The sequence below is a fragment of the Spirosoma jeollabukense genome, assembly GCF_054777855.1.
In genome coordinates this window covers 451,280-474,646 of sequence record NZ_BAAHAD010000003.1, presented here as the reverse complement: position 1 = coordinate 474,646, position 23,367 = coordinate 451,280, and the positions used below count along the sequence as shown (strand labels likewise).

General features: G+C 46.5%; 19 protein-coding genes and 2 tRNA genes. 13 read left to right on the top strand and 8 right to left on the bottom strand.

Annotated elements, in window-relative coordinates; translation table 11 throughout:
• Nucleotides 1-54 precede the first annotated feature (54 nt).
• The gene (locus tag ACYVEA_RS16080) at nt 55-702 is read left to right on the top strand and encodes a hypothetical protein (protein ID WP_461114461.1); all 648 of its coding nucleotides are present in this window, start codon (nt 55-57) and stop codon (nt 700-702) included.
• A gap of 18 nt (nt 703-720) precedes the next feature.
• Here ACYVEA_RS16080 and ACYVEA_RS16075 read toward each other — a convergent pair whose 3' ends face one another.
• Nucleotides 721-1,212 carry a DUF6265 family protein gene (locus ACYVEA_RS16075; RefSeq protein ID WP_461114460.1) on the bottom strand — a complete coding sequence of 164 codons (492 nt, stop codon included), beginning with the start codon at nt 1,210-1,212 and terminating at the stop codon, nt 721-723.
• 414 nt (nt 1,213-1,626) lie between these two features.
• On the bottom strand, nt 1,627-2,232 hold the full coding sequence (locus tag ACYVEA_RS16070) for a T9SS C-terminal target domain-containing protein (protein ID WP_461114459.1): 606 nt from the start codon (nt 2,230-2,232) through the stop codon (nt 1,627-1,629).
• A gap of 420 nt (nt 2,233-2,652) precedes the next feature.
• Between ACYVEA_RS16070 and ACYVEA_RS16065 the strand changes: the two genes are divergently transcribed.
• The 5 genes from ACYVEA_RS16065 (at nt 2,653) to ACYVEA_RS16045 (ending at nt 6,272) form a co-directional block, all read left to right on the top strand.
• On the top strand, nt 2,653-3,561 hold the full coding sequence (locus ACYVEA_RS16065; RefSeq protein WP_461114458.1) for a DnaJ C-terminal domain-containing protein: 909 nt from the start codon (nt 2,653-2,655) through the stop codon (nt 3,559-3,561).
• A 27-nt stretch (nt 3,562-3,588) separates the two neighbouring features.
• Nucleotides 3,589-3,891 carry a chaperone modulator CbpM gene (locus tag ACYVEA_RS16060; RefSeq protein WP_461114457.1) on the top strand — a complete coding sequence of 101 codons (303 nt, stop codon included), beginning with the start codon at nt 3,589-3,591 and terminating at the stop codon, nt 3,889-3,891.
• Nucleotides 3,892-4,009: 118 nt separating this feature from the next.
• Entirely contained in the window at nt 4,010-4,624 is a 615-nt protein-coding gene (locus tag ACYVEA_RS16055) for a sulfite oxidase-like oxidoreductase (RefSeq protein ID WP_461114456.1), read from the top strand.
• Between the two features lie 7 nt (nt 4,625-4,631).
• Nucleotides 4,632-5,372: a ferredoxin reductase gene (locus ACYVEA_RS16050; protein WP_461114455.1), complete on the top strand. Its 741-nt coding sequence runs from the start codon at nt 4,632-4,634 to the stop codon at nt 5,370-5,372.
• A gap of 105 nt (nt 5,373-5,477) precedes the next feature.
• The gene (locus ACYVEA_RS16045; protein ID WP_461114454.1) at nt 5,478-6,272 is read left to right on the top strand and encodes a metallophosphoesterase family protein; all 795 of its coding nucleotides are present in this window, start codon (nt 5,478-5,480) and stop codon (nt 6,270-6,272) included.
• Between the two features lie 43 nt (nt 6,273-6,315).
• Here the strand turns inward: ACYVEA_RS16045 and ACYVEA_RS16040 are convergent, their stop codons facing one another.
• The 3 genes from ACYVEA_RS16040 to ACYVEA_RS16030 form a co-directional block, all read right to left on the bottom strand.
• Entirely contained in the window at nt 6,316-7,695 is a 1,380-nt protein-coding gene (locus ACYVEA_RS16040) for a M28 family metallopeptidase (protein ID WP_461114453.1), read from the bottom strand.
• 78 nt (nt 7,696-7,773) lie between these two features.
• Complete coding sequence (locus ACYVEA_RS16035) at nt 7,774-8,304, bottom strand: hypothetical protein (protein WP_461114452.1); 531 nt, start codon at nt 8,302-8,304, stop codon at nt 7,774-7,776.
• 73 nt (nt 8,305-8,377) lie between these two features.
• Nucleotides 8,378-8,719 carry a tRNA-binding protein gene (locus tag ACYVEA_RS16030; RefSeq protein ID WP_461114451.1) on the bottom strand — a complete coding sequence of 114 codons (342 nt, stop codon included), beginning with the start codon at nt 8,717-8,719 and terminating at the stop codon, nt 8,378-8,380.
• A gap of 145 nt (nt 8,720-8,864) precedes the next feature.
• On the opposite strand from ACYVEA_RS16030, the gene ACYVEA_RS16025 reads away from it, so the two are divergent.
• The gene (locus ACYVEA_RS16025; RefSeq protein ID WP_461114450.1) at nt 8,865-10,229 is read left to right on the top strand and encodes a PQQ-dependent sugar dehydrogenase; all 1,365 of its coding nucleotides are present in this window, start codon (nt 8,865-8,867) and stop codon (nt 10,227-10,229) included.
• Between the two features lie 235 nt (nt 10,230-10,464).
• Here the strand turns inward: ACYVEA_RS16025 and ACYVEA_RS16020 are convergent, their stop codons facing one another.
• Together ACYVEA_RS16020 and ACYVEA_RS16015 are read right to left on the bottom strand one after the other, a co-directional pair.
• Nucleotides 10,465-13,986, bottom strand: coding sequence for a beta strand repeat-containing protein (locus ACYVEA_RS16020; RefSeq protein ID WP_461114449.1), 3,522 nt, complete (start codon nt 13,984-13,986; stop codon nt 10,465-10,467).
• Between the two features lie 993 nt (nt 13,987-14,979).
• On the bottom strand, nt 14,980-15,546 hold the full coding sequence (locus tag ACYVEA_RS16015; protein WP_461114598.1) for a hypothetical protein: 567 nt from the start codon (nt 15,544-15,546) through the stop codon (nt 14,980-14,982).
• A gap of 240 nt (nt 15,547-15,786) precedes the next feature.
• On the opposite strand from ACYVEA_RS16015, the gene ACYVEA_RS16010 reads away from it, so the two are divergent.
• The 6 genes from ACYVEA_RS16010 (at nt 15,787) to ACYVEA_RS15985 (ending at nt 22,709) form a co-directional block, all read left to right on the top strand.
• Nucleotides 15,787-17,022, top strand: coding sequence for a hypothetical protein (locus tag ACYVEA_RS16010; protein WP_461114448.1), 1,236 nt, complete (start codon nt 15,787-15,789; stop codon nt 17,020-17,022).
• A 16-nt stretch (nt 17,023-17,038) separates the two neighbouring features.
• Entirely contained in the window at nt 17,039-18,724 is a 1,686-nt protein-coding gene (locus tag ACYVEA_RS16005; RefSeq protein ID WP_461114447.1) for a hypothetical protein, read from the top strand.
• Nucleotides 18,725-18,871: 147 nt separating this feature from the next.
• Nucleotides 18,872-18,947: transfer RNA gene (locus ACYVEA_RS16000), tRNA-Gly, on the top strand.
• Nucleotides 18,948-19,002: 55 nt separating this feature from the next.
• A tRNA-Leu gene (locus ACYVEA_RS15995) sits at nt 19,003-19,087 on the top strand.
• Between the two features lie 373 nt (nt 19,088-19,460).
• Entirely contained in the window at nt 19,461-22,451 is a 2,991-nt protein-coding gene (locus ACYVEA_RS15990) for a DEAD/DEAH box helicase (protein WP_461114446.1), read from the top strand.
• Nucleotides 22,452-22,532: 81 nt separating this feature from the next.
• Nucleotides 22,533-22,709, top strand: coding sequence for a hypothetical protein (locus ACYVEA_RS15985; protein ID WP_461114445.1), 177 nt, complete (start codon nt 22,533-22,535; stop codon nt 22,707-22,709).
• A 28-nt stretch (nt 22,710-22,737) separates the two neighbouring features.
• Here ACYVEA_RS15985 and ACYVEA_RS15980 read toward each other — a convergent pair whose 3' ends face one another.
• Nucleotides 22,738-23,250, bottom strand: coding sequence for a phosphoribosyltransferase family protein (locus ACYVEA_RS15980; protein WP_461114444.1), 513 nt, complete (start codon nt 23,248-23,250; stop codon nt 22,738-22,740).
• Nucleotides 23,251-23,367 lie beyond the last annotated feature (117 nt).

The following is a 23,367-nucleotide window of genomic DNA, read 5'->3' as shown; positions in this document are numbered from 1 at the left end:
CAGGTTCTTCGTTGACGAATGTACATTGTAGCTTTCAGCCCAAATTGATGCTATATGTTTCTTATTCGTTCATTAGCCATCTGGTTGATAGTCTGCCTGATAGCGGATCAATCAGTCGCGCAGAAAGCTGAAAAAACAATGGTTGGAGAATATTACCTGACAGGTGTCCGTGAAGTTGGTTCGGGCCTTAAACTCAATGCCGATTCTACGTTTGAGTTTTTCTTTTCGTACGGCGCACTCGACCGAGCAGGGCACGGTACTTGGAAAAAGCAGGGTAATCAGCTTATCTTATCCAGCAAAGCCCGCCCTCCAAAAGATTTTGCGCTCGTTACCAGCAAAACCGTTCCGGGTGACAGCATTACGTTCCGTATTGTCGATCCGAACAAGCAACTGATACGTTACGTAGACTGCTCGATCAAAAATGGCAACGACATTCTGCGGGATATCACTGACGAAGACGGGAAAGCTTATTTCCCCAAACAGCCTGTTGAAGCCATGTCGATACGGTTTCAACTTTGCCCCGATCGCTATTCGGTCTTTACCCCTACCGACAAAGCGCACAACTACTTCGAGTTTCGGTTTGAGCCGTGGATTGCCGAAGTCTTTTTTGAGAATACTGTCTATACGATCTCGGAAAAAGGCTTCGAAGGACCACTGTCAATCTTACAACCCGGCGAAACCTATTCGTTTGAGCGTAACTAAGTTTATGATGTGTTACGTTTACCGAACGCGATTGAACACAAACAGGTCGCTAAATGCCCACCGACCATCTTTTTGTTGGCCACGCTGAATAGCTAATTGATCGGCTGAGCGTTTCTCATAGATAATCCGAATGGAGCCGTCTTCTTTCTCAAACAGTGCCTTGTCTTTGCTGGCTTCGATAAACTTGTAGCGATCCGATTTATCTTTCTCTTCCTGTCCAATCAAACCGGGCTTAAAATGCTTGACCAGTACGATCGGGCCTTGTTCGGTTTGCTCAAAGATCAGCATTTCATACATCGAGACTTTGTTGTCTTTCATCATCCGCATGAAGCCCGTGAGGTTGTCGCCAACGGGTGCAATCCAGGATGCTTCAATGGGTCCACCGTTAAAAGTACCCAGCCAGCGGCCTTCCATAAAAGCAACGTCCGCTAACGTACCCGTTTTGGCCGTTTGGGCGTAGGTAGAAAAAGTAGCTAAGAGAAAAAGAAGTGATAGAAAGTTTTTTTTCATGGGTTTAGTTGTTTCAAGGAGCAAGATACAGGAATCCGCATTTACAAAAGCGCAGATTTTGTAGTATAGAAATGATGGTATACTCATTAAATATTCGACTAACTCCCGTTGATTATCCACATTTGCTTCCAAGAAACTTCAGATGCATAAAAAAAGCCTGGCTGTTCGGACCAGCCAGGCAAAAGTGAAACCTCTACAGCGTACCGTTGACCTTTCACCCATTTTGAGGGCTCAAAGGTAGGCATTGTCTGCTAAAAACGTGAGCTTTAACAGGCAAAAAAATACCCGTTGCATTCCTGAGAATGCAACGGGCGGCAACTTGGGTGAGCGACCAGACTTGTCCGAAAAGGCTAGCCGCATTGAGATTATGTAGTGAATGAATTTGCCCGAAGGCCATCTACGCAAACTAGCCGCTTAGTGCTTAATGCTAATGCTCGATGTAAATTGCTTCTGATTTGGGCCAACAATAAAGGTGTAGGCACCGTCTGGCAAGCCCGATAGATCGAACCGGCGAACCGAACCTTTGAAAGCGTCAGTTTGTACCAGAACGTTCTGAGCGTCGTAAATGGCGACACTAGCTTCCTCCACGTTTTTCGTTGGCAGATTGACCTCAAACTTATTTTTCTCGTAGGCGGTCAACGTTGGCTGCGCTAATAACTGTTGGTTACGATCTTCAATAATAAGCGCGTTTCCTTTAATGGTCAGCCCCTGCGACATCCAGTACGTATCGTTGCTGGCTGTCAAATAATACTGACCATCGGGCAGGCCTTTCAGGTTGAATGAAGTCGCTTTGGCGTCGTTTTTAGCAACAACTCCACTGTAAAGGATGTGGCCGTCGGCGTCGATAATGGCCACGTCAACAGACTCTCCTAATTTTGTATAAAGACGTACTTTCTTTTGCTCGGACTTCTCAACACTCACCCCGTTTGCGACTAAACCATTGTCGGCGTTGGCCACTCCTGTGCCTGCCAGACTCCATACTGAAAGTAGGATAGCGATTGATAAACGGAACTGTTTCATTGGATATGGATTTTATATTTTTCCGTGACAAAGGTGAGTAGGAAAGGCCATCCAGTGCAATAGGCGAGGCCTCTTAAACCTTCTAAACATGAAATATTCATCTAAAAAGACAATAAAATAGCGGCAAATTAGGCTGATTATTAAAAAAGTACAACAAGTCCATATAAAATGAGTATAATTTGTATTTTTCTAATAATTCTATATTTTTGGATTATCTGACTTTGGAGGACTAATTTTCAGGACAATAATACAATTTGACTAAATTTAGGTGAGTTAGGGAGCGCACCAGACTTCATTAAAATCCGGTATTTCGTTAGTCAATATGCACCTGGTTATAATAGAAATTTGCTCCGCGCAACCTTCCCCGCTGCTTCTGAGTTTATAGACGTAGCAACAATTTACATCCCGCCCTCTAACAAAATGGACTTTATCGACTACTACAGCATCCTGGGCATACCGAAAACGGCGTCGGACGAAGACATAAAAAAAGCGTATCGGAAACTGGCCCGGAAACATCACCCGGACCTGAATCCAAACGATCCGGAAGCCAACAAAAAATTCCAGCAAATCAACGAAGCCAATGAGGTATTGGGGAATGCTGAGAATCGCAAGAAATACGACCAATACGGCAAAGACTGGCAACACGCCGAACAGTTCGAGCAGGCCCGACGACAACAGAGTCAGCAACGCCAGCAATATTCAGCGGAGAACACTGGAGATTATGATTTTTCGGATGGCTTCGGCGGGGCCGATTTCTCAGATTTCCTATCGTCGATGTTCGGGCAGGAAGGTGGTTTTGGAGGAGGCCGACAACGTAATACGTTCAGGGGACAGGATTATCAGGCCGAATTACACCTGAATCTGCGAGATGCCTACACCACGCACAAACAAACCCTGACGGTTAATGAAAAGAATATCCGCATTACCGTCCCGGCCGGTATTGAAAATGGACAAAAAATTAAGCTGGCAGGATACGGCGCACCCGGTGTAAACGGAGGTCCCGCTGGTGACCTGTTCATTACCTTCGTGATTGCCGACGACAGCCGCTACAAACGAAAAGGTAACGATCTATACGTTGATGAGGAAATTGATTTGTATACGGCTTTGTTAGGTGGCGAAAAAATAATCGAAACGCTGGATGGAAAAGTGAAGCTGACCGTACCGCCCGAAACGCAGAACGGTACGACAGTGCGACTAAGAGGCAAAGGATTTCCCGTTTATAAACAGGACGGTTCCTTCGGCGACCTGTATGTGCAGTGGCAAATAAAACTTCCAACGAATCTGACCAACGAACAAAAAGACCTATTCCGAAAAATAGCCAGCCTGTAATTGGTTTACAGAAAACCCAAAAACCATATGCACCCCAACCAACTCATCTCCGTCAGCGAATTTTGTGTGCATCACCACATCGAGATCGCGTTTGTCCAAACGCTGGAGCAGCAAGGCCTTGTTGACACCATTTTGATTGAGCAATCAGTCTATGTCCAACCGGAAGAACTGCCCCGCCTGGAGAAATTTGTTCGATTACATCAGGATCTGTCGATTCATCCGGAAGACCTGGACGTAGTAGACGATCTACTGGAACGGCTGGAACAATTACAGTGCCAGATCACCCGACTGCAAAATCGGCTGGTTTTCTACGAACCACTTGAAAGCTAGCCAAGAATCTACATCCATTACTGGCCTGATTTAGACTATTTTGCGCTCTAATTTAATAGTAGTGTTGGTTCTACCTGTCAGACTGCCTATCTTGTAGACAAGACAACTTCTACTCATCATGGCTGGATTCTTCAATAAAGGATTTGGACGGAAGCGCGAATCGGCTCCCAGCGGACGGATTCCTCCTGGACAATATGAGACACGTGACTTTCCGGTGCTCACGGCCGGACCAACCCCACGTATTCCGCTGGCAACCTGGACCTTTGCGCTGGAAGGGCTGGTCGAAACGCCAATCCAGTTCACCTGGGATCAATTTAACGCCCTCCCCCTACAGACCTTCACCAACGACATTCATTGTGTTACGAAGTGGTCGAAGTTAGACACCCATTGGGAAGGTGTAAGAATTGATACGTTGCTCGAACACGCCAACGTGAAACCCGAAGCTCAATACGTAATGGCGTATTCTTACGGCGATTACACGACCAATATCCCCCTCGCCGACCTGCGCAACGGTAAAGCGTTTGTTGGACTTCGTTTCGAAGGTCAACCGTTGGCCCCTGAACATGGCGGCCCCGCCCGATTGGTCGTGCCGCATCTTTATTTCTGGAAAAGTGCCAAGTGGATCAAGGGATTACGCTTTATGGAGTCCGACAAGCCAGGCTTCTGGGAACGTGGCGGTTACAGCATGTATGGTGATCCCTGGAAGGAGCAACGTTACCGCAGCGACGACTGAGAGGTATATGGAAAAAACTCAGTGGCAGATTGCGCAGGTAACGTCCATCGTGCAGGAAACCCCCCGTGTAAAAACGCTTACGCTGCACCTGCCCCAGTGGATACCACATCTGCCCGGTCAGCACTACGATCTCCGCCTAACCGCCGAAGATGGGTATCAGGCAGAGCGTAGCTATTCGATTGCGTCGCCACCCGAACAAACCGGCGAAATTGCCCTGACTATCGAGGTAATTGAGGATGGCGAAGTCTCTTCGTATTTGTTTGATGGTATTGCCGTTGGCGACCCGCTGGAAGTACGAGGACCCATCGGCGGTTATTTTGTCTGGAAGGATACAATGGCGAACACTCCTCTCCTACTGATTGGCGGTGGTTCCGGCATTGTGCCGCTCATGGCGATGCTACGTCATCGGGCGAACATCGGCGCCACCAATCCGACTACGTTGCTGTTCAGCGTTCGCACACCCGAAGATGCCATTTATCGAAAGGAACTGGAGCTATTAGCCAGGAAGGATAATCATTTTAGGCTGGTTTTCACCTTCACGCGTCAGGCACCAACTGGCTGGACTGGCTATAAACGCCGGGTTGATCACGCGATGCTGACCGACGTAGTGGGCCGGTTTGAAACCCCGCCAAATTGCTACGTTTGTGGGCCAACCGCCCTGGTTGAGACTGTAGCTAATACATTAGCGGATATGGGATTCTCACCTGCCAATATCCGTACCGAGCGTTTTGGGCCTTCCGGAGCTTGAAAAATGGAACCTCTCTTACGGAGCTATTAACCTGCAAATTTTGTAGAATAGACGTAGTCAGTACTCAACGTATTGCTTTTGTCGCCCCTCTATTTTGTCGTTTCTATGTTAACCATCGCCGTCATCAGTGATATTCATGCCAATCTTCCTGCCCTCGAGGCTGTTTTAGCCGATATCGACACCCGCAACGTAGATCAGATTTATTGCTTAGGCGATTTGGTGGATTTCGCACCCTGGCCGAATGAAGTCATTGATCTGATCAGGCAGCAGCGAATTGCTACACTAATGGGAAATCATGATGAGCGCATTGCCTTCGATCAGTCTGTTATTCCGCTAAAGAAACATAATGCGCAGGAAACGGAAGCCCGATTTACCGCCATTGACTACACCCGACAAGCTATTTCAGCAGAGAACAAAGCTTTTCTAGCCAGCCTTCCCCGTCAGCTTCAAGTATCGTTTAGCGTTGCTGGTCAGCCCGTTAATATGCTGCTGGTTCATGCTAGCACACGAGCCATTAACGAGTATATTTATGAGGATCATGACCCGAACGACGTATTGACGATGATGGCGGAGAAGAAAGCGGATGTCCTGATTATGGGGCACACTCACTACTCCTATATCCGGCCGATTTTCGATAACACCAATACGTCGCGCAACGGCGTAACTCCTACCGCGATCAACTGTGGATCAGTCGGGCGCTCCAAAGAAGCCGACGTGCTGGCAACCTATCTCGTCATAACCATAGCCGGAGAGCAGGAAGTTTTCAACGACGATTCAATTACATACGAACTGATTAAAGTCAGCTACCCGATCGAACAGACAATTGAGAAAATTTACAATAGTGCTATTCCGAATTTTTACGCCGATTTTCTAAAGCGAGGCCTACCCCACTCGGTCTAGATTTTCAAAAAGTATGTCCATCCATTATAGCTCGACCTGAACATTACCGCAAATTGGGTACTGGCAACACGGGCAAACCCTCGTTACCGTCCTCGCTGACGGCCTGCACCGCAAAATAATAATTGTCTTTCGAGTAAGGCAGCGTCATGCCCAGCTTGGTGGTAAAGAATTTTTTCTGCCAGAATGGCCAATAGGTTTCGCGCATCAATACGTAGTAACCCTTCACTTTGCCGACTTTGGGAGCCTGCCAATACAGTACAGTTGAATTAGTCAGGTTCCGAACATCTACCGTAACCTGCTGTGGCACAGTGGGGGATTTCGCCAGATTGGCTAACGTAGCCAAGTTAACAGCCGTGTTTTTGCGCAGATACTCGAAGTCCATGAACTTAGGATAGTCACCATATTCAATGCCGTCCTGCGTCCGTAAATCCTGGTGCTGGTGTTCGTAGTTCTCGTTCATTTCGGTCAGGCGAACGGCCGCAAAACCACGTTGCACATAAGGTGTATGGTCGCCCCCGCGCAGATAACGGTCATTGCGATACACCATCACCACGTCCAGATTTTCGACGTAGCGTTCGCCAACTTCTTTCAGGTAGCGGGCCAGGGTACGGGCCTTTCCGTCATTTTCGTTGCCAAACCGCTGAATTTGGCCAATGCGTCCGGTTGTGTCTTTAAGCAGAACGCTAGGCAGCCCTTCGCTGAAAACACGGAGCCGGGTGTTATCAATGATGCGGGTATCGCTGCTGTTGTTGCTTCCCATAATGTCATTGTTCAGTACAGCTTCCACATTCCATTTTTCCTTAACGGCTCGTTCAGAAAGATGCTCTGCTCCCAGTAACCCCTGTTCTTCACCCGTCAACGTAACGAATATAACTGTAGCCGGAAATGACGCCTTACTCATCACCCGGCAGAGTTCAATCACAGCGGCTGTACCGGAGCCATCGTCATTCGCGCCGGGCGCATCCGATTCGCGGTTCATCACGTTCGTGACCCGGCTATCCATGTGTCCCTGTACAATAAAAATACGGTCATCGGCTGGATCAGTGCCTTTGAGCGTGGCCATTACGTTGCCCATGTTAGCAGGCTTGTCCACCCGTCGACCGTCGGGCTGAAGCGTCCAGGTATCGAGGGTAGCCGTCAGGCGCCCACCCGACTGCTTCGCATATTGATTGAACTTCCCCAGAATCCATTGCCGGGCCGCCCCAAGTCCTTTTGTTCCAACCGAGGCTTTCGCATCGGCGGGTACACTCAATGTATGACGTGTGCCAAAACTAACTAATCCGTTGATGTGTGCCCGCAAGCTATCGGCAGAAACCTGGGCAATAAGATCAGCAATTTGCGTGTCACGGTTGACAATAACCGTTTGGGCGAAGGCGGGTAACGTAGTAAAAAGAACTAAAGCAGGAAGGATTATTTTTTTCATGAAGTTGATGATTGGTCAGCTAAACTAACAAAAAAGCGTAAACCGGCCGGTTCGCACGTTGGAATTCAGGACTACTTATCAGAATGACCACGCGACACCAGCACCCAAAGCAGCTTGCCCCGTTAGCGGCACTGGCGCCACAGACATACCCAGGCGAGGTTGCCGCAGCATCTCATTGTACCGCGTAACGGCCTTGTTTACCTGGCTGTTGCCTAAAATCGTAAAAACGAGTGTAGCCCCAATCGAACCGCCATAAACGGTCCAGTAAACGCCATTATTATTGTTCTTACTCAGCAATATATACGCCAACGGTATAAATGCCGTCAGGCGTCCGAGCGTAGTCAATGTTCGAAAGGTTTGAAAATGGTGGGTGACCGTGGGATCGCTGAGTTCGTAGAAGGGTATCTCCAGGGAATAAGGGGACGACAGCTTTTTACCACCATAGAAGTAGACACTCCCCAGCGATGATGACCCATAGGCCCGCTCGATGGGAAGCAGATGGGCCGGAATGGGCGCGCTACGGTAATGTGACGTATCGTCAGACCGACGTTGAGAATGCCCCACCAGGGAAAAAAGCAGCAGTGTAGTAAGCAGTAAAAGGGTTCGCATACGGATAAAACGGGAAAGTAAGCAGTTGGCGTTACGTTAGACCTGGCAGGGTTCAAAAGTCTTACAGGTCTGGTTAAGCAATTCGCAGTCCGTTGGCCGCTGCACGTTCCGTCTGGAGCAAAGTTACGGTACCATCATCGGCAACAGCTCCCAAAATCAAACATTCGCTCATGAACGTAGCAATCTGTTTGGGCGGAAAGTTTATCACAGCTACAACTTGTTTTCCAACCAGTTCATTGGCCTGATAGAGCGTAGTGAGCTGAGCTGAAGTACGCTTAATACCCAATGAGCCAAAGTCGATGGTTAGTTTATACGCTGGTTTGCGAGCCTGCGGAAATATTTCAGCTGCAATGATGGTGCCGGTACGAATGTCGACCTTTTCAAAATCGGTCCAGGTTAAGGGCTCTTTACTCATAGTATGAATTCATTACTGACCAAAGCCAGAACATTGATCCTCAAAAATAGTAAAGTAATCGGCCACTCATTACATCAAAAACTTTTGCCCACTACGGCACGTTTACGGGGTGTTTCTATTTCTTGCTATCAATCAATTTTCTATTATGAATGTAACTCTGCTGTTACTCACGGTCGCTACGACCACCGCTCTGGTTGGTCCTTATGACGCCCCGCCTGCTAAGTCAGCTAAACTAAAATCGCCTGCGCTAAAGACAGGGCTACCTGCCCCAGCGCCCGACCCAGATAATGGGGGGATTAAACTCATGAACGGCTTTGGGGGACTAGTTTTTGCCGATAATCTGGGCAAAGCCCGACATATCGTTGTCGATGAAGCCGGTACAGTGTTTGTGAAACTAGAAAAACTTAATGACGGCAAGGGTATTGTTGAATTAAATGACACCAATGGCGACGGTCGCGCCGATCAGACGGTTATGTTCGGCAATAATACCGGAACAGGCATGGCTCTTTATAACAACTACCTCTATGCTTCATCAGACACGTCGGTCTATCGTTACAAACTAACGAATGGCAAAGTAATGGAAACCACACCCGCTGAGCCGATAGTCTCCGGGCTAACCCTTCAGCGTCAACATGCCAGTAAATCGCTGGCAATTTCACCAGACGGCAAATTGTTCGTCAATTTCGGGGCACCGTCCAATGCGTGTCAGGAGAAAGATCGGCAGAAAGGGTCGAAGGGTATGGACCCCTGCCCGATCCTGGAAGAATACGGCGGTATCTGGCTTTTCGACGCGAATAAATTGAATCAGCATAAAAGCGACGGCAAACGCTACGCGACGGGTATTCGTAACGCGGTTTCCCTGGATTGGAATACCGCCACCAATACGTTATACGCCATGCAGCATGGCCGCGATAACCTCAACAACTGGGGCGGGGTGTTTACGGATGAGCTAAGTGCCGAGTTACCCTCCGAAGAATTTCTGATGGTAAAAGAAGGCTCAGATTTTGGTTGGCCGTATTGTTATAACGATCACGTTAAAAACAAGAAATTATTAGCGCCCGAATACGGTGGCGATGGTACTAAAGAAGACCGTTGTGCCGGAAAAGAGAAACCGATTATGGCGTTTCCAGGCCACTGGGCACCCAACGACTTACTTTTTTATACGGGCAATCAATTTCCTGCCCGCTATAAAAATGGTGCGTTCATCTGCTTTCACGGGTCATGGAATCGCGCTCCACTAAAACAGGGTGGTTATTTTGTGGCCTTCGTTCCCTTTGGGAAAGACGGTCGCCCAGCGGGTAAATATGAGGTGTTCGCGGAGAATTTTGCGGGCGTAGCTGAACAAGGCAAGCCAGGAACCGACGTCAATGCGGGTAAGCTTGATCTGGCCAGCCCTGGCGATGCCAAAGCCCGTCCTGTAGGCCTCGCGCAAGGACCGGACGGATCACTCTATATCAGCGACTCGGTTAAAGGTAAAGTATGGCGCGTAATGTATACAGCGAAGAAATAATAGTTAGACGTAGTGAAACGATACTATGTCTGTTCTTCCGTCTGTTACGTTTGCGCTGAAAGTTTGAAAACCAATAGAAACCCGCTCTTTCTACAATAAATAGGAAGAGCGGGTTTCCTTATTTCGGCAGATGTCATTCGGGCGTCTATACAAATTCTAAACCAAGCCGAAAATACCAAGCGGGTGCAGCTATTTTATAATAGCTGCACCCGCTTGGTATTTTTATTCCTCAATACTATTTATTAAAATAGTCGATCTTCTCAGCGTCTGAATTATTATTGATCCGAACCTCACCCCCACTACCACCTACAATGGTCGTGCTGATGGTTAACGTTCCCTTCGTATTGCCAGGCGTCAATACACCCGTCAGGCCAAACGATTTACGCCCGCCCTCTGTGATAACCTCCGTGGTCTTCAGGATGTAAAAATCATCATTCTTATCATCAAACGTCCAGATGCTGTTCTGGACGATTTTGGCGCCAACAAAGGTTGAACCACTGGAAAAGCTCAGTTTAACCAAGGGATCTTTGGTGAGATAGAGGGTAATAAGTCCACTGGAAGCCGTTGGAAGCAGATTGTATACATCAACTACGACGGTAAAGTTAGTTGTACCATACTGAGTAGTAGGCAGCACGTAGAGAATGGGTGTTAAATCCGGAACTCCAAGGGTGAAGGGTACAGTAACCGTTTTTGCATCGGAAAAGACGTTAGCATTATCTTTTACAGCGTAAGTAAAAGTTGGATCAGGGAAAGCACCTGAGTTGCCGGTGGTGGCGCCTGTTGCAGTGGGGTCCAGCGTCACCTTCGTTGGATCGAAGCTGGTGATGGTTTGAGATGCCGTAACCGCCGTGCCATTGTAGTACAACGTAGCGTTGGTGGCTGGGGTCAGAATCACGGTACGGCCTGTCAGGTTAGCCGAATACGTCCCATCCTCCAGATCCAAGCCCGTGAAGGCCGTCGAAGCTACTGGCGCCTGAGCAGTTCCTCCGGGATTCAACTGAGCCGTTATCGTAATCGCATTCACTACTGGCTTCTTGTCGATGCCGAAGTTAGCATCAGTGATGCTCGACGATACGGAGATACCGGTCAAAATCCCATTAGCTGTTCCATCACTACCTGTACCCGTACCCAGCTTTTCGCCAACACTCGTCCAGCTGGCTGGCAGCGAAGCCGTTGTGCTACCGTTTGAGTTGGTGCTTAACACGATTGAATAGGTACCAGGCGCTACACCGTTGAACGTATAGGTACCTATGCTGCTCACCTGCACTGTGGCCAGTGCTACGTTGCTATTGTTGACTAGTGTCACATAGATGGGTTGATTGCCCGATACAGCGGGATCAATATCCGTTCCATTGATGACGATTGAGTTAGCGCCAAACTTGTTGACTGTGTTGTCCGTCAGGCCATTCCCATCATCAAATACATTTCCGGATACACTTACTACCGATGCGTTGAATGGAACTGTCACCGTGGCAGGGGTCGCAAATACACCAGCATTATCTTTCGCCGAGTAGGTAAAGGTGGGATGATTACCCGCGCTCGTGGCGCCTGTTGCAGTGGGGTCCAGCGTCACCTTCGTTGGATCGAAGCTGGTGATGGTTTGAGATGCCGTAACCGCCGTGCCATTGTAGTACAACGTAGCGTTGGTGGCTGGGGTCAGAATCACGGTACGGCCTGTCAGGTTAGCCGAATACGTCCCATCCTCCAGATCCAAGCCTGTAAAGGCCGTCGAAGCTACTGGCGCCTGATTCGTGCCACCAGGGTTGGGCTGAGCCGCTACGGTCGCATCATTGACATCTGGCTTCTTATTGATGCCAAAATTAGCATTCTCAATATCATTCGACGATACGGAGATACCGGTCAAAATCCCATTAGCTGTTCCATCACTACCTGTACCCGTACCTAGCTTTTCACCCGTATTATTCCAGCTAGTAGGCAAAGAAGCCGTTGTGCTACCGTTTGAGTTGGTACTTAACGCCACCGAGTATGTACCTGGAGAAACAGCTAAGAATGAATATGTTCCGGTTGATAATACCGGAACAGTAGTAACAGCTGCCCCATTACTGTTAACCAGTGTAGCGTAGATCGGTTGATTGCCGGCAACATCATCATCGATATCCGTGCCATCAATGACGACAGAACCCGCACCAGACTTGTTAACCAGATTATCTGTCAGGGCATTGCCGTCGTCGAATATATTTCCACTAAGGCTGGCTAATTCGGTTATTGGCTGCTGAAAACACCGTGCGCCATCATTATCATCAGTAATGGGTCCGTTGGAAACGAAGATACCCGTAGCCGAAGTAGCGGCTTTAGGTATACGGTATATTTTACCAGAAGCATTCTGACTTACATACAATGTTCCTGCATTGTCGAAGTAACATGCACCAAACGCATTGGCAACAGGATTAGCAATGGGGATGTTTGTAGCACCTACGGTTGAAACAGCACCCGTGCTGGAATTGATTCGCAGCAAATTTCCCGTTGTGGCATTAATCCCATATAAGTGACCGTCTACGGGATTAATTGCCAGATCAATCACTTCACGAGTTGCATCGACTGGCGCTAAGGTAAGTGGTGGGAGTAATGTCAAATAGGTTGCCGAAGAAGGCTTAAGATCAACCCGCAGAACTTGTGAACTGGAAACGTTATTATGTCCGCGGAATAAATAAAGAATTCCGTTTGCATCAATATCACCAGCATTAAAAGGCACATCTGTGGGTAGTCCAGCAATAGCAAAAAATTGTACCGACCAGTCACTACCCATCCGTACTAATTGATTTGTTCCCCGGCGAAAGCCCCAGAGATAACTGTCAGTAACGTTAAAGCCTACGTTGTTAACGGACGTTTTGGAGTTGGTGCTAGATGGTATTAACTGACCATGTACCTGTGTAGACGAACCATTGATAATGTTTATTTCATAAACACGCGTATTACTATTCAGCGTACCTCCATCTGCATTAGCATCGCCCTGAAACAAATAAGATTTAAATGTAGAACAGGAAAAAGTAGGCTGTAATGGAACAAAAGCGTTTGTACAGCGGGCTCCATCCGTATTAGAAATAGAGATATTCAGAGAAGGAGATATCTGTACACCACTTTCTGTATCAGGACTTGAATTTGGTCCCGTAACCTGATAAACTGTTGAGTTAGCATCGTTGATAAAGAACAGATTTCCTGATTTATCAATATACGTTGACGTGGTCATGGCTGGGATGCCAACATCAGTTAACGTGCGTACGCCTGTACTAGTGTTATACGTAACTAACCTTCCCGTTCCAGTATCTATACCATATATATAGTTACCATCCGCACTAATGGAAAAATCTTCAAGACTACTCGCATTGTTTAAGGTTAAACTAGACACCGTAAGGGTGCTAATATTTACCTTCTGCATGGTTGTCGTGCCTGAGTTATACAGATAAAATATTCCATCTTTCGATATGTCACCACCATCATAGTCAGCTACAGCCAGGCCTGACACGACCTTCTCTGTTACTGTCCCATTATTATGTATCTGTATGATTTTGTTGGTTCCTGATTGGTAGGCATAAAGAAATCCATCTTTGGGGTTATAACCCAAAGCGATCATATTCCGATTACCTAGTGTGGAAGCGCTAAACAACTGCGAAGCACTACCTGTCTCTAAGTCAACCGTGTAAAGTGCCGAAGGGTTGCCTTGAAGACGATAAGAAACATCATTACAGTCGAATGTTGTAGCAAAGACACTCTGCAAACTAAGAATGCTTACCAGCATAAGTAGCAGGGAAATCTTTAATGGCAAAAAAGGTTGTTGCTTTTGTTGCTTTTGTATCAAAAATTCAGTTAACTTGTTTCCAGATTCCACATAAGTACAACTTACTGTTCCTAAATGGGAATGTAATTTCAGCTTTCGTGTGGAATTCCATTGTTCTGGGAGCAAGGAATTTAGCACTCTGAAAATGGGCTGATAATTAAATGTAAATCGCTTCTTCATTAAAAATAACAGTTATACTAACGGATGAAAAAAAGAACAGAAACACTGTGTTCGTAAAAAAGCACGGCAAAGCCGTTCTGAATGATTTTATCCATTCAGTAAAAGATAAATCAGCCAGTAAAAGGGCCAGAATTGGCAATATGATAGATGGCAGGGCCTAAAGAAGTCCTGTGAATCCTAATGTGTTATTGTTTTGGGATGAATCGATCAGAACTTGAAAAACGTTTCGTGTTGTTTCGATTCAAATACTGAATTTACTCGACGAAAGAATCTAACACTGCTGCAGAAACAGACCTAACCAAGACGTGTAAATTGTTTATTCATAGTAACTTTTTTAGACATACAGAGATAGAGTATATAGTCAGAAATACATATGCTTTACAGAGATTAGCTCTTAAAGATCACACCTATTAATGTATACAAATCCTGGTCACATAGACTAGTAAACTTCTAGTTGGTCACTTTTTTTAACAAGTAATTAATATATTTTTATCATATAATGAGTGTTCATATGAACGCATTTGTATAATGTTTGAGTCTATAATTTCTACATAGTTAGCCACTGAGCTTTGTTTTAAACTTTACTCTCCATCCGGTTACAAGGTGTCTATCTTGAGCAACCAGGATAACAAGATATAAAAATGGAAGCCCTGACATTAGCAGAATAACTGTTAATATCAGGGCTTCTTAATGACAATTACTTAAACAACTTTGACTATATATATCCCTGTCTAGTGGCTGATCCTTCCGGGTTTTAGTTGATTTCCTCAGCCACTAATCCACAATCTTTACCCTGATGCGGTGTGGTGCAACTTGATTACCACCAAAATAAAGCCCTGTGTTGTACGCAAACGATTTGTTGTGCGTAAACGGTACTGCCTGGCCACCTAAGACCTGGTATAATTTACGGTCATAGTCGATTTTGATTGTAAGCTTCGTCGGTGTATTAATGCGCGTTTCAGCTACTTTAAAATCAATACGCTTGCCCTCAACATAAATATAAGCACCTAAATCAATTACTCCGCGTTGAGGGTTCCACCGCCAGCCAACACGCGCCCCATCCACCTGATGCGGAGGTACTCCATCTAAGGACTGGTCTTTAGAACCTACAAACCCTAAGCCAATTACTTTATTCCAGTCGTCAGTATCAACTGCGCCAACGTCATAGATACAACTACTATCAAAAGTGACAGTTGCCGATACTTCGTGTGGACTAATCAACAATCCTACTTTACGCTTGGGATCGGGTTCATGTTCACCTGCTTCAATAACAACCCAATCAGGATCCGATAGCAGAAAATCGGGTACGCACGAGCCCATAAAAATCATAAGGCCGAGCATAAATGATCTAGTAGCAAATGAAGAAAACCCTATCACTGAATTAAAACGTAACATATTATTTAGATTAGCGACCCTTACTATTGTGCAAATAACGTTAGAAATCAACTGTTTTGTGTCCCGTTGAATCAAGTGACACTACGTGGTTGCATATTACCAAGGTCGACAGCCTACGCACGGTACGGTATACAAGAATTTCGTAACTTTCTGCTTCCGTATTTTGACCTCTTATTTATCTGATTTATGCAATCGGCAATTTCGCCTTCGGTTCAATCCGTTCGTGAGCAATCTGCTACCCGGTCTATTGGCTGGCGGCTAGGAATACCTACCTACATCTACGCTGTCGTTTTCTCGTCGTTTTGCGTGGTTATGGGCCTCCTTTGGGATATTATGTGGCACATAAGTATTGGACGTGATGGCCTGTTTGCGGCTCCACACGTAGTGATTTACGTTGGAGCTGTGGTGGCGGGTCTATTTTCAGCGTATAGAATTCTGAACCTAACGCTTACCAGAAATCATCCAGGCCGAGCTGAAGCTGTTCCGTTCTGGGGTGTTTTTTATGGGCCGCTAGGGGCCATGTTCTGTGTTTGGGGAGCCCTGGCGATGTTAACATCCGCCCCGTTTGACGACTGGTGGCATAATACATACGGTCTGGATGTACAGATACTTACCCCGCCCCACACCATACTGATCGTCGGTATTATGACCGTGCAGTTTGGAGCCATAATAGGTGTATTAGCGCTGCAGAACAAGTATCGCGGTGTAAATGAATCTGGCAACACGGTGTCAACAAGACTGAAATGGCTATTCGCTATTGCATCCGGACTGCTTCTGGCTATGTTGTTTGTACTGTTCTCAGAATCAATGACCAGGAGCCAAACCCACCATACGCGCTACTACGTTACAGCGGCCATTGCGTTACCATTCTATCTGGTTGCTATGGGCAGAGCCTCTTTATTACGTTGGCCAATTACCACGATTGCAGGGCTTTTTATGTTATTTTTCCTTATGCCAAGCTGGGTGCTAGAAAATATTCCGGCCCAGCCTCGACTTGGGCCGGTACTAAACCCAATCACCCGTTATCAAGCGTTCATATTTCCTCCTTTATTAGTTATCCCTGCGTTTTTGATGGATCTCCTTATCCATCGCTTTGATACTTTCACTACTGGAAAAAAACTAAATGACTGGCTACTGGCGGTTTTACTAGGGGTTACGTTTCTGCTTGTTTTATTGGTAGTTCAATGGCCATTTGGTGAGTTCCTTCACACGTCGCCTTATGCGCGGAATGGTTTCTTTTTATCGAATAGCTGGTTTTACAGCCGGGCACCCGATTCGCCCTACCGATACGCCTATAATCCGGAACGGTTGCAATCTACTACTGATTTCGCAACTGGTTTCGGGAAAGCATTACTGTTTGCCATACTCTCAGCCCGAGTTGGTCTACTATGGGGCAATTGGATGAAACGAGTAGTACGGTAAAAGCACAATCAAGGAGATGTTAAAAAAATCAAATGGCCTCAGGTGGAAACTAGTAGCCTATTTACTTAGTCTGCTACTCACTTACTCACTCACTACAACTGCGCATATTGGTAGCGCAGGGATTGTTGTACAAAAACAAGCGGGTAAATATCAGTTACTAATTAGCATAAAACCACCTGATGTGGTACCAGGAACGGCTAGCATTACGGTATTTGTAGAGCAGGGTAGTGTCACTACTATTGGTGCCCGACCGATATATTTTAATGCTGGAGATAAGGGTGCCCCTACCCATGATATACTAAAGTCAATCAGTGCCAGCCGGTACGAAGGGGACGTTTGGCTAATGGAATCTGGTTCGTCAAGCATTGAATTAAGTATCGATGGGCCTGACGGAAAACAGCAGGTAGTCGTGCCTGTAATGGCTGTGGCAACAGCCCTGCGCGACATGCCTGAAGGAACGGGTATTGGCTTAGCAGCCATGGGATTATTATTAATTGTCATGTTGATTACAATTATCGGAGCTAGCAATGCCGATGCGCTTGTATTACCCGATCATCAAATACCAACAACGCTCCGGCGTCGGCGCTGGTTAGGTATGGGTATCGGATTAATAATGATCACGCTACTTTTAACAGGTTGGCGATCATGGTGGACTAATAAAGCAGAAGATTATCGGAATGTACAGCTCTACCGGCCAATGTCTATCCATGCATCGGTACATATTGCAGATGACCACCGGCAACTGTCGATCCTCTTTGACACTACTAGCTTCGGGAAGAGTCGGCGCAACCGACGGACTCTAAGTTACCTCATTCCCGACCACGGAAAGTTGATGCATACGTTTATGGTCCGGATCCCGGGGTTGGATGCATTTGCTCATTTACATCCCAATAGAAACGATACGTTACACTACGCTGCGACACTCCCAGCGCTACCGGGGGGCAAATACATTCTATTTTCAGACGTTGTGTACAGAAGCGGTTTCGCTGAAACCCTAACCGATACAGTAGATGTTCCTTCGTCAAAAAGTACTGCTGAAAGAGCGGCCAATGTCAAACCCTCTGATCCAGACGATAGCTGGCTCGTTACTGAATCCATGGGAGTAAAAGCCAATGCGGTGAACGTACCACATTTAGACAATGATATGGTCGTTTGTGGAAAACCCGGCGCTACTACGAAGCTCTCAGATGGCTCGTCCATGGTCTGGATGGATAAACCCACACAAATTCTGGAGGCAGGCAAGTTATACACGCTGAAATTTGCGGTAGCCGATTCCGCAGGGAAAGCGACGTCTTTAGAACCTTATTTGGGTATGGATGGTCATGCTGCTATTCTACGTTCCGATGGTAGTGTGTATATTCATTTACATCCAGTTGGTACGTACTCGATGGCTGCGGAAGAGTCATTGGTGAGCCGCATCTCCGACACCGCCCGAACCTTCCGTTATCCCAACGCAACGCGTTTCCGCGATAGCATCGACGCTTATGTTGCCAAACTTAAAGCGCTGCCTGAAAGCGAAAAAAATCAGTTGCTTATGGCTGAAATGCAGGGTATGAGCCATCCAATGAAAACGAATAACATGGTTGAGTTTCCCTACGCTTTTCCTCGAGCGGGTCATTATCGGATTTGGGTTCAGGTGAAACGAAAAGGCCGTGTTTTAACGGGTGTGTTTGATACGCAAGTCGATGAATCGTTATTATAATTTAAACTGTAACTCATTCAGAATCAGTTTTCGGGCATTTTTGGGATAGTATCATTGAAAATATTTTTAGCCGAAGGGCTTGACAAACGTCAAAAACAACCTAAATTTGCATCCACAATTCGCCAATGGACTGGCAAATTGTGTAACGCGAAAGTAGCTCAGCTGGTAGAGCGCGACCTTGCCAAGGTCGAGGTCGCGGGTTCGAACCCCGTCTTTCGCTCCACAAAGAGGCACCGACCACGGTGCTTTTTTTGTAAATGCCGCTTCGGCGGAGGAATGCCGGGATGGTGGAATCGGTAGACACGCCGGACTTAAAATCCTGTGGGCCTCAAGCCCGTGCGGGTTCGACTCCCGCTCCTGGTACATAAAAAAGAGCCCTTGAAATTCAAGGGCTCTTTTTTATGCATTTCGACAGCTCCCATACTTACTCAAAAACTATCTATACGCAATAAACATGATTTATTAATCGATTAAGCGTCATCTTTCACTACGTATTACTCTCCGCTTCCTAGCATTTACCGATTTTGTCAAATTCCTTCTTGTACATTTTGTTTTGATTTGTATATTTGAAACTGTTGCCAAATACAGATTAACGGTAAATCGTTCATTATGAGTTATTTTGAATGATTTTTTTCGTGTTTGCAACCCCCTTGTCCAGCCAGTTTCCTAACATTGTTCACCTCGCCAGCCGTTCTGCCGACTCCCGAAATAAGTGGGTTAGAATGGTACAGTCCTTATGAAAGTTTCGCCGTTGCAACCGTTTCAAATCGTGTATTCCTTGCTGGATCACGAGTTTCTGGGTTACTTAATCGAGGCTTTCGTCGTACAGCGTAATAGCCGGGGGGAGCTTACCCTGCAGAACCAGACACTCTCTACGCAAAACGTTGGAGAGTTTGCCAAGGGCTTAGATGAGCGTGATTTTGAACTGGTTAAACTCATCGATAGTATTCAGCAGGATACGATCGTTAAAAAGTTCAATACTAGGAAATTGCCCGCCGTTGATTTCTTCCTAAAAGTATACGATCCACAGAAAGGCGACAAGCTTGTGCAGGAAGCCATTGGTGGTTATCTGGAGCATATAAAAGCTCAGATTATGGGGTTGCTGCCTGGCAAACCTTTTTACATTATGGGCAATGACGGCAACCCAGCCTGGGAATCTATCATCTGGATGCCAGAACCAGCGAAGGTCCATTTTCACTTCGTTCGGAATACCGACTCTACGCACTATTTCCCGATTATCCGTTATCCAGTCGGTCCACGTGAAGCTGGCGAAACAGAACGCGTAGTCTTTCAATTTAAAGATGCACTGATGATTTGTGATGAGCCTGCCTACATGATGGTAGGCCATCGATTATACCATTTTAGCAAAAATGTAGATGGTAAAAAATTGCGCCCATTCTTCACGAAAAACCACATTGTCATTCCGCGCAATATTGAACAGCAATACTACGAACGGTTTGTAACCCAACTCATTGCCTCATACGATGTCTACGCAAACGGATTCGAGATTCGGTCCGAAGTCCTGGAGCCAATGCCTGTGCTAACGGTTTCGGAGATGGTTCAGCCGAGTCGCTTAGTACCAGCCGCAATCCATCAGAATGGCACCGCCGTAGCTGATCTAGCCGATAAAGATGCAGACGCAAGCCAGCGTATTATGTTCGATCTGTCGTTTAAATATGGTGATTTTATGTTTCACTTCGACAGTTTTGGGACATCGGCCAATGTAAGTCTCGAAAAGAAGAACGACGAGTATATTTTTCACAAAATTCGCAGGGACCAACGGTTGGAACGGCAAAAGCTGGCGTTGCTACGTGAAACAGGGCTTGATCTGCGCAATGGTCAACTGGCGCTCTCAAAAGCAGAAGCTTTTTCCTGGCTCTCGACAAATGGGAATCAAATTCGGGAAACAGGCTTTGTCATTCAGCAGGATGCACAGGACACGAAACGATATTTTCTAGGCTATTCGACGATCAACGTATCGATTCAGGAAGGTCGCGACTGGTTTGATATTTATGCGCATGTTCGCTTTGGTGAGTTCGACATTCCGTTTTTGAAACTCCGAAAGCTTATCCTCAACAAAAAGCACGAGTTCACATTGCCCAACGGCGAGATTGCCGTTATTCCGGATGCCTGGTTCTCCAAATATTCAGAACTCTTCGGGTTTATAGAACAAATCGATAGCCTCGACGCTGATGGACAACTGGTGCTGCAAAAGCATCATCTCGCACTGGTTCAGGAACTGGAACGCGACAATCTGGCGACAACGGTTATTACGCGCAAACTGGAAGGATTACGGAATTTTGAAGAAATCGAATCCTTTCCGTTACCCGCCCATTTCAACGGAACCCTACGTCCCTACCAGCACGCAGGGTATGACTGGATGAATTTCCTGAGGCAATATCACTTCGGGGGTTGTTTAGCCGACGACATGGGACTGGGAAAAACCGTAATGACGCTGGCTATGCTTCAGGGTCAGAAAGAAGCGGGTATACTGGAGCCAAGCCTGCTGGTTATGCCAACATCTCTGCTCTACAACTGGGAGTTAGAAGCCAAAAAATTTACGCCCGACCTGCGCGTGATGGTGTATACGGGTACGTATCGCGACAAGAATATGGCCCAGTTCGACGACTACGACCTGATTCTGACATCATATGGTATCGTACGAATTGACATTGACCTGTTGAGCAGTTATCGGTTTAACTACGTCATTCTGGATGAATCGCAGGCAATCAAAAATCCATCGTCGCACATCACCAAGGCCGTTATGCAACTGAATACGGCATACCGGCTTATTCTCACCGGTACTCCGCTCGAAAACAGTACGATGGACCTTTGGTCGCAAATGTCTTTCATTAATCCTGGTTTGTTAGGCAATCAGGCATTTTTCAGAAATGAATTTCAGATACCCATTGAAAAGCGACACGACGATTCTAAAACGGCAAGACTCTACAGTTTGATCAAACCTTTTATGCTTCGGCGCAATAAGGCGCAGGTGGCCACTGATTTGCCGGCGAAGGTAGAAAGTGTCTTGTATTCAGAAATGACACCTGATCAGGAGAAACAATACGAAGAAGCCAAATCGTATTACCGAAATCTAATTCTGGAACATATCGAGGAATCTGGGATGGCGAAGTCGCAAATGATCGTGTTGCAGGGTTTGACCAAGTTGCGGCAGATTGCCAATCACCCGCGCATGGTGGATGCTGACTATGAGGGCGACTCAGGCAAGCTGGACGACGTATTGATTCGATTAGATAGCGCCATTATCGAAAACCACAAAGTTCTGTTATTCAGCCAGTTTATCAAACATTTAAGTGTAGTTCGGCAATACTTGAAAGAAAAAAATATTAAGTACGCTTATCTGGACGGATCAACCATCGACCGGCAGAGCCAGGTTAAACTGTTCCAAACCGACGAATCGGTAAAATTATTCCTGATTTCGTTGAAGGCAGGCGGCTTAGGTCATAACCTTACAGCCGCCGACTACGTGTTTATTCTGGATCCTTGGTGGAACCCTGCCATCGAGGCTCAGGCTGTTGACCGAGCCCACCGCATTGGGCAGGATAAGACGGTGTTTACCTACAAATTCATCGCCAAAAATACCGTCGAAGAAAAAATCCTGTCGCTGCAACGAGCCAAGCAACAACTTGCGGGCAGCTTGATTACCACGGAAGAGAACTTCATGAAATCACTCACGAAGGAAGATATTATGGTGTTACTGGAATAAGCCGAGGAATAAAATCAGCAAAGTTCAAGAAGATATGAGCGTAGAATAGTTATGTATTCACTGATACTAAAAACTCGATTTATGAATGTCAAAAGTGTATTCGGTATTATCCTAACGCTGATCGGCTTGGTTGGCCTAATTTACGGAGGAATCGATTTTACGAAAGGTGGAGTGTCTCAGGCGTCGTTTGTCTATATAATTTTAGGCGGTATTTTCTTCTTTTCGGGCATTAGCCTGATTCGCGGTACAAAAGCATAAAATGGCGAACTAAGAATTTACCTTCTATCTACCTCAGATACACACCCATCCGATTTTCATCGCTCAGCACTACGTCAACATGTTCCGTTAGCGTTGTGCTGAGTTCGTAGCCTTTGTAGTCGGCCGCAACCGGATAGCGTGGATGATTCCGATCAATCAAAACAGCCACCTGTAATTTACGGACGGGCACCTTCAGAAATGGTTGCAAACTAAAGGCTAGGGTGCGGCCCGTATATAATACATCGTCGACAACAATAACGACTGTATCGGTATAGTCATTCATAGCGCGATCGGGTCGAACGGGTGGCTGGGCTCGCTGTGTTTTATCCAGGTCAAGTTGAATCAGATCGACCGAAAACGGAGCAATCGTTTGTAATTCACGCGCTAAAGCCTGCGCCAGTACGTAACCTTCTCCCGATATGCCAGCCAGTAGCAGGGCGGGTTCTTCAAAATTATTCTCGTAAATCTGAAACGCTATCCGCCTGATTTTCTGGCGAATTTGTTCAGCATTCAGGATAAGCGTCGGCAGGCCGGTGTTCATGAACTGATCGAAAAACGAATTGACTACGTAAAGATGAGAAAAAGCTGTTAGGCAATGAAATACATCATACCGCCAATATCATACAGCATGGATTCTAAATCGCTGTATCTTTGTCTG

What these genes read in the sequence shown, in the direction of transcription:
- ACYVEA_RS16080 (WP_461114461.1), top strand. Translation starts at nt 55, where the DNA reads ATGTTTCTTATTCGTTCATTAGCCATCTGGTTGATAGTCTGCCTGATA.
- ACYVEA_RS16075 (WP_461114460.1), bottom strand. Translation starts at nt 1,212, where the DNA reads ATGAAAAAAAACTTTCTATCACTTCTTTTTCTCTTAGCTACTTTTTCT.
- ACYVEA_RS16070 (WP_461114459.1), bottom strand. Translation starts at nt 2,232, where the DNA reads ATGAAACAGTTCCGTTTATCAATCGCTATCCTACTTTCAGTATGGAGT.
- ACYVEA_RS16065 (WP_461114458.1), top strand. Translation starts at nt 2,653, where the DNA reads ATGGACTTTATCGACTACTACAGCATCCTGGGCATACCGAAAACGGCG.
- ACYVEA_RS16060 (WP_461114457.1), top strand. Translation starts at nt 3,589, where the DNA reads ATGCACCCCAACCAACTCATCTCCGTCAGCGAATTTTGTGTGCATCAC.
- ACYVEA_RS16055 (WP_461114456.1), top strand. Translation starts at nt 4,010, where the DNA reads ATGGCTGGATTCTTCAATAAAGGATTTGGACGGAAGCGCGAATCGGCT.
- ACYVEA_RS16050 (WP_461114455.1), top strand. Translation starts at nt 4,632, where the DNA reads ATGGAAAAAACTCAGTGGCAGATTGCGCAGGTAACGTCCATCGTGCAG.
- ACYVEA_RS16045 (WP_461114454.1), top strand. Translation starts at nt 5,478, where the DNA reads ATGTTAACCATCGCCGTCATCAGTGATATTCATGCCAATCTTCCTGCC.
- ACYVEA_RS16040 (WP_461114453.1), bottom strand. Translation starts at nt 7,695, where the DNA reads ATGAAAAAAATAATCCTTCCTGCTTTAGTTCTTTTTACTACGTTACCC.
- ACYVEA_RS16035 (WP_461114452.1), bottom strand. Translation starts at nt 8,304, where the DNA reads ATGCGAACCCTTTTACTGCTTACTACACTGCTGCTTTTTTCCCTGGTG.
- ACYVEA_RS16030 (WP_461114451.1), bottom strand. Translation starts at nt 8,719, where the DNA reads ATGAGTAAAGAGCCCTTAACCTGGACCGATTTTGAAAAGGTCGACATT.
- ACYVEA_RS16025 (WP_461114450.1), top strand. Translation starts at nt 8,865, where the DNA reads ATGAATGTAACTCTGCTGTTACTCACGGTCGCTACGACCACCGCTCTG.
- ACYVEA_RS16020 (WP_461114449.1), bottom strand. Translation starts at nt 13,986, where the DNA reads ATGCTGGTAAGCATTCTTAGTTTGCAGAGTGTCTTTGCTACAACATTC.
- ACYVEA_RS16015 (WP_461114598.1), bottom strand. Translation starts at nt 15,546, where the DNA reads ATGCTCGGCCTTATGATTTTTATGGGCTCGTGCGTACCCGATTTTCTG.
- ACYVEA_RS16010 (WP_461114448.1), top strand. Translation starts at nt 15,787, where the DNA reads ATGCAATCGGCAATTTCGCCTTCGGTTCAATCCGTTCGTGAGCAATCT.
- ACYVEA_RS16005 (WP_461114447.1), top strand. Translation starts at nt 17,039, where the DNA reads ATGTTAAAAAAATCAAATGGCCTCAGGTGGAAACTAGTAGCCTATTTA.
- ACYVEA_RS15990 (WP_461114446.1), top strand. Translation starts at nt 19,461, where the DNA reads ATGAAAGTTTCGCCGTTGCAACCGTTTCAAATCGTGTATTCCTTGCTG.
- ACYVEA_RS15985 (WP_461114445.1), top strand. Translation starts at nt 22,533, where the DNA reads ATGAATGTCAAAAGTGTATTCGGTATTATCCTAACGCTGATCGGCTTG.
- ACYVEA_RS15980 (WP_461114444.1), bottom strand. Translation starts at nt 23,250, where the DNA reads ATGAACACCGGCCTGCCGACGCTTATCCTGAATGCTGAACAAATTCGC.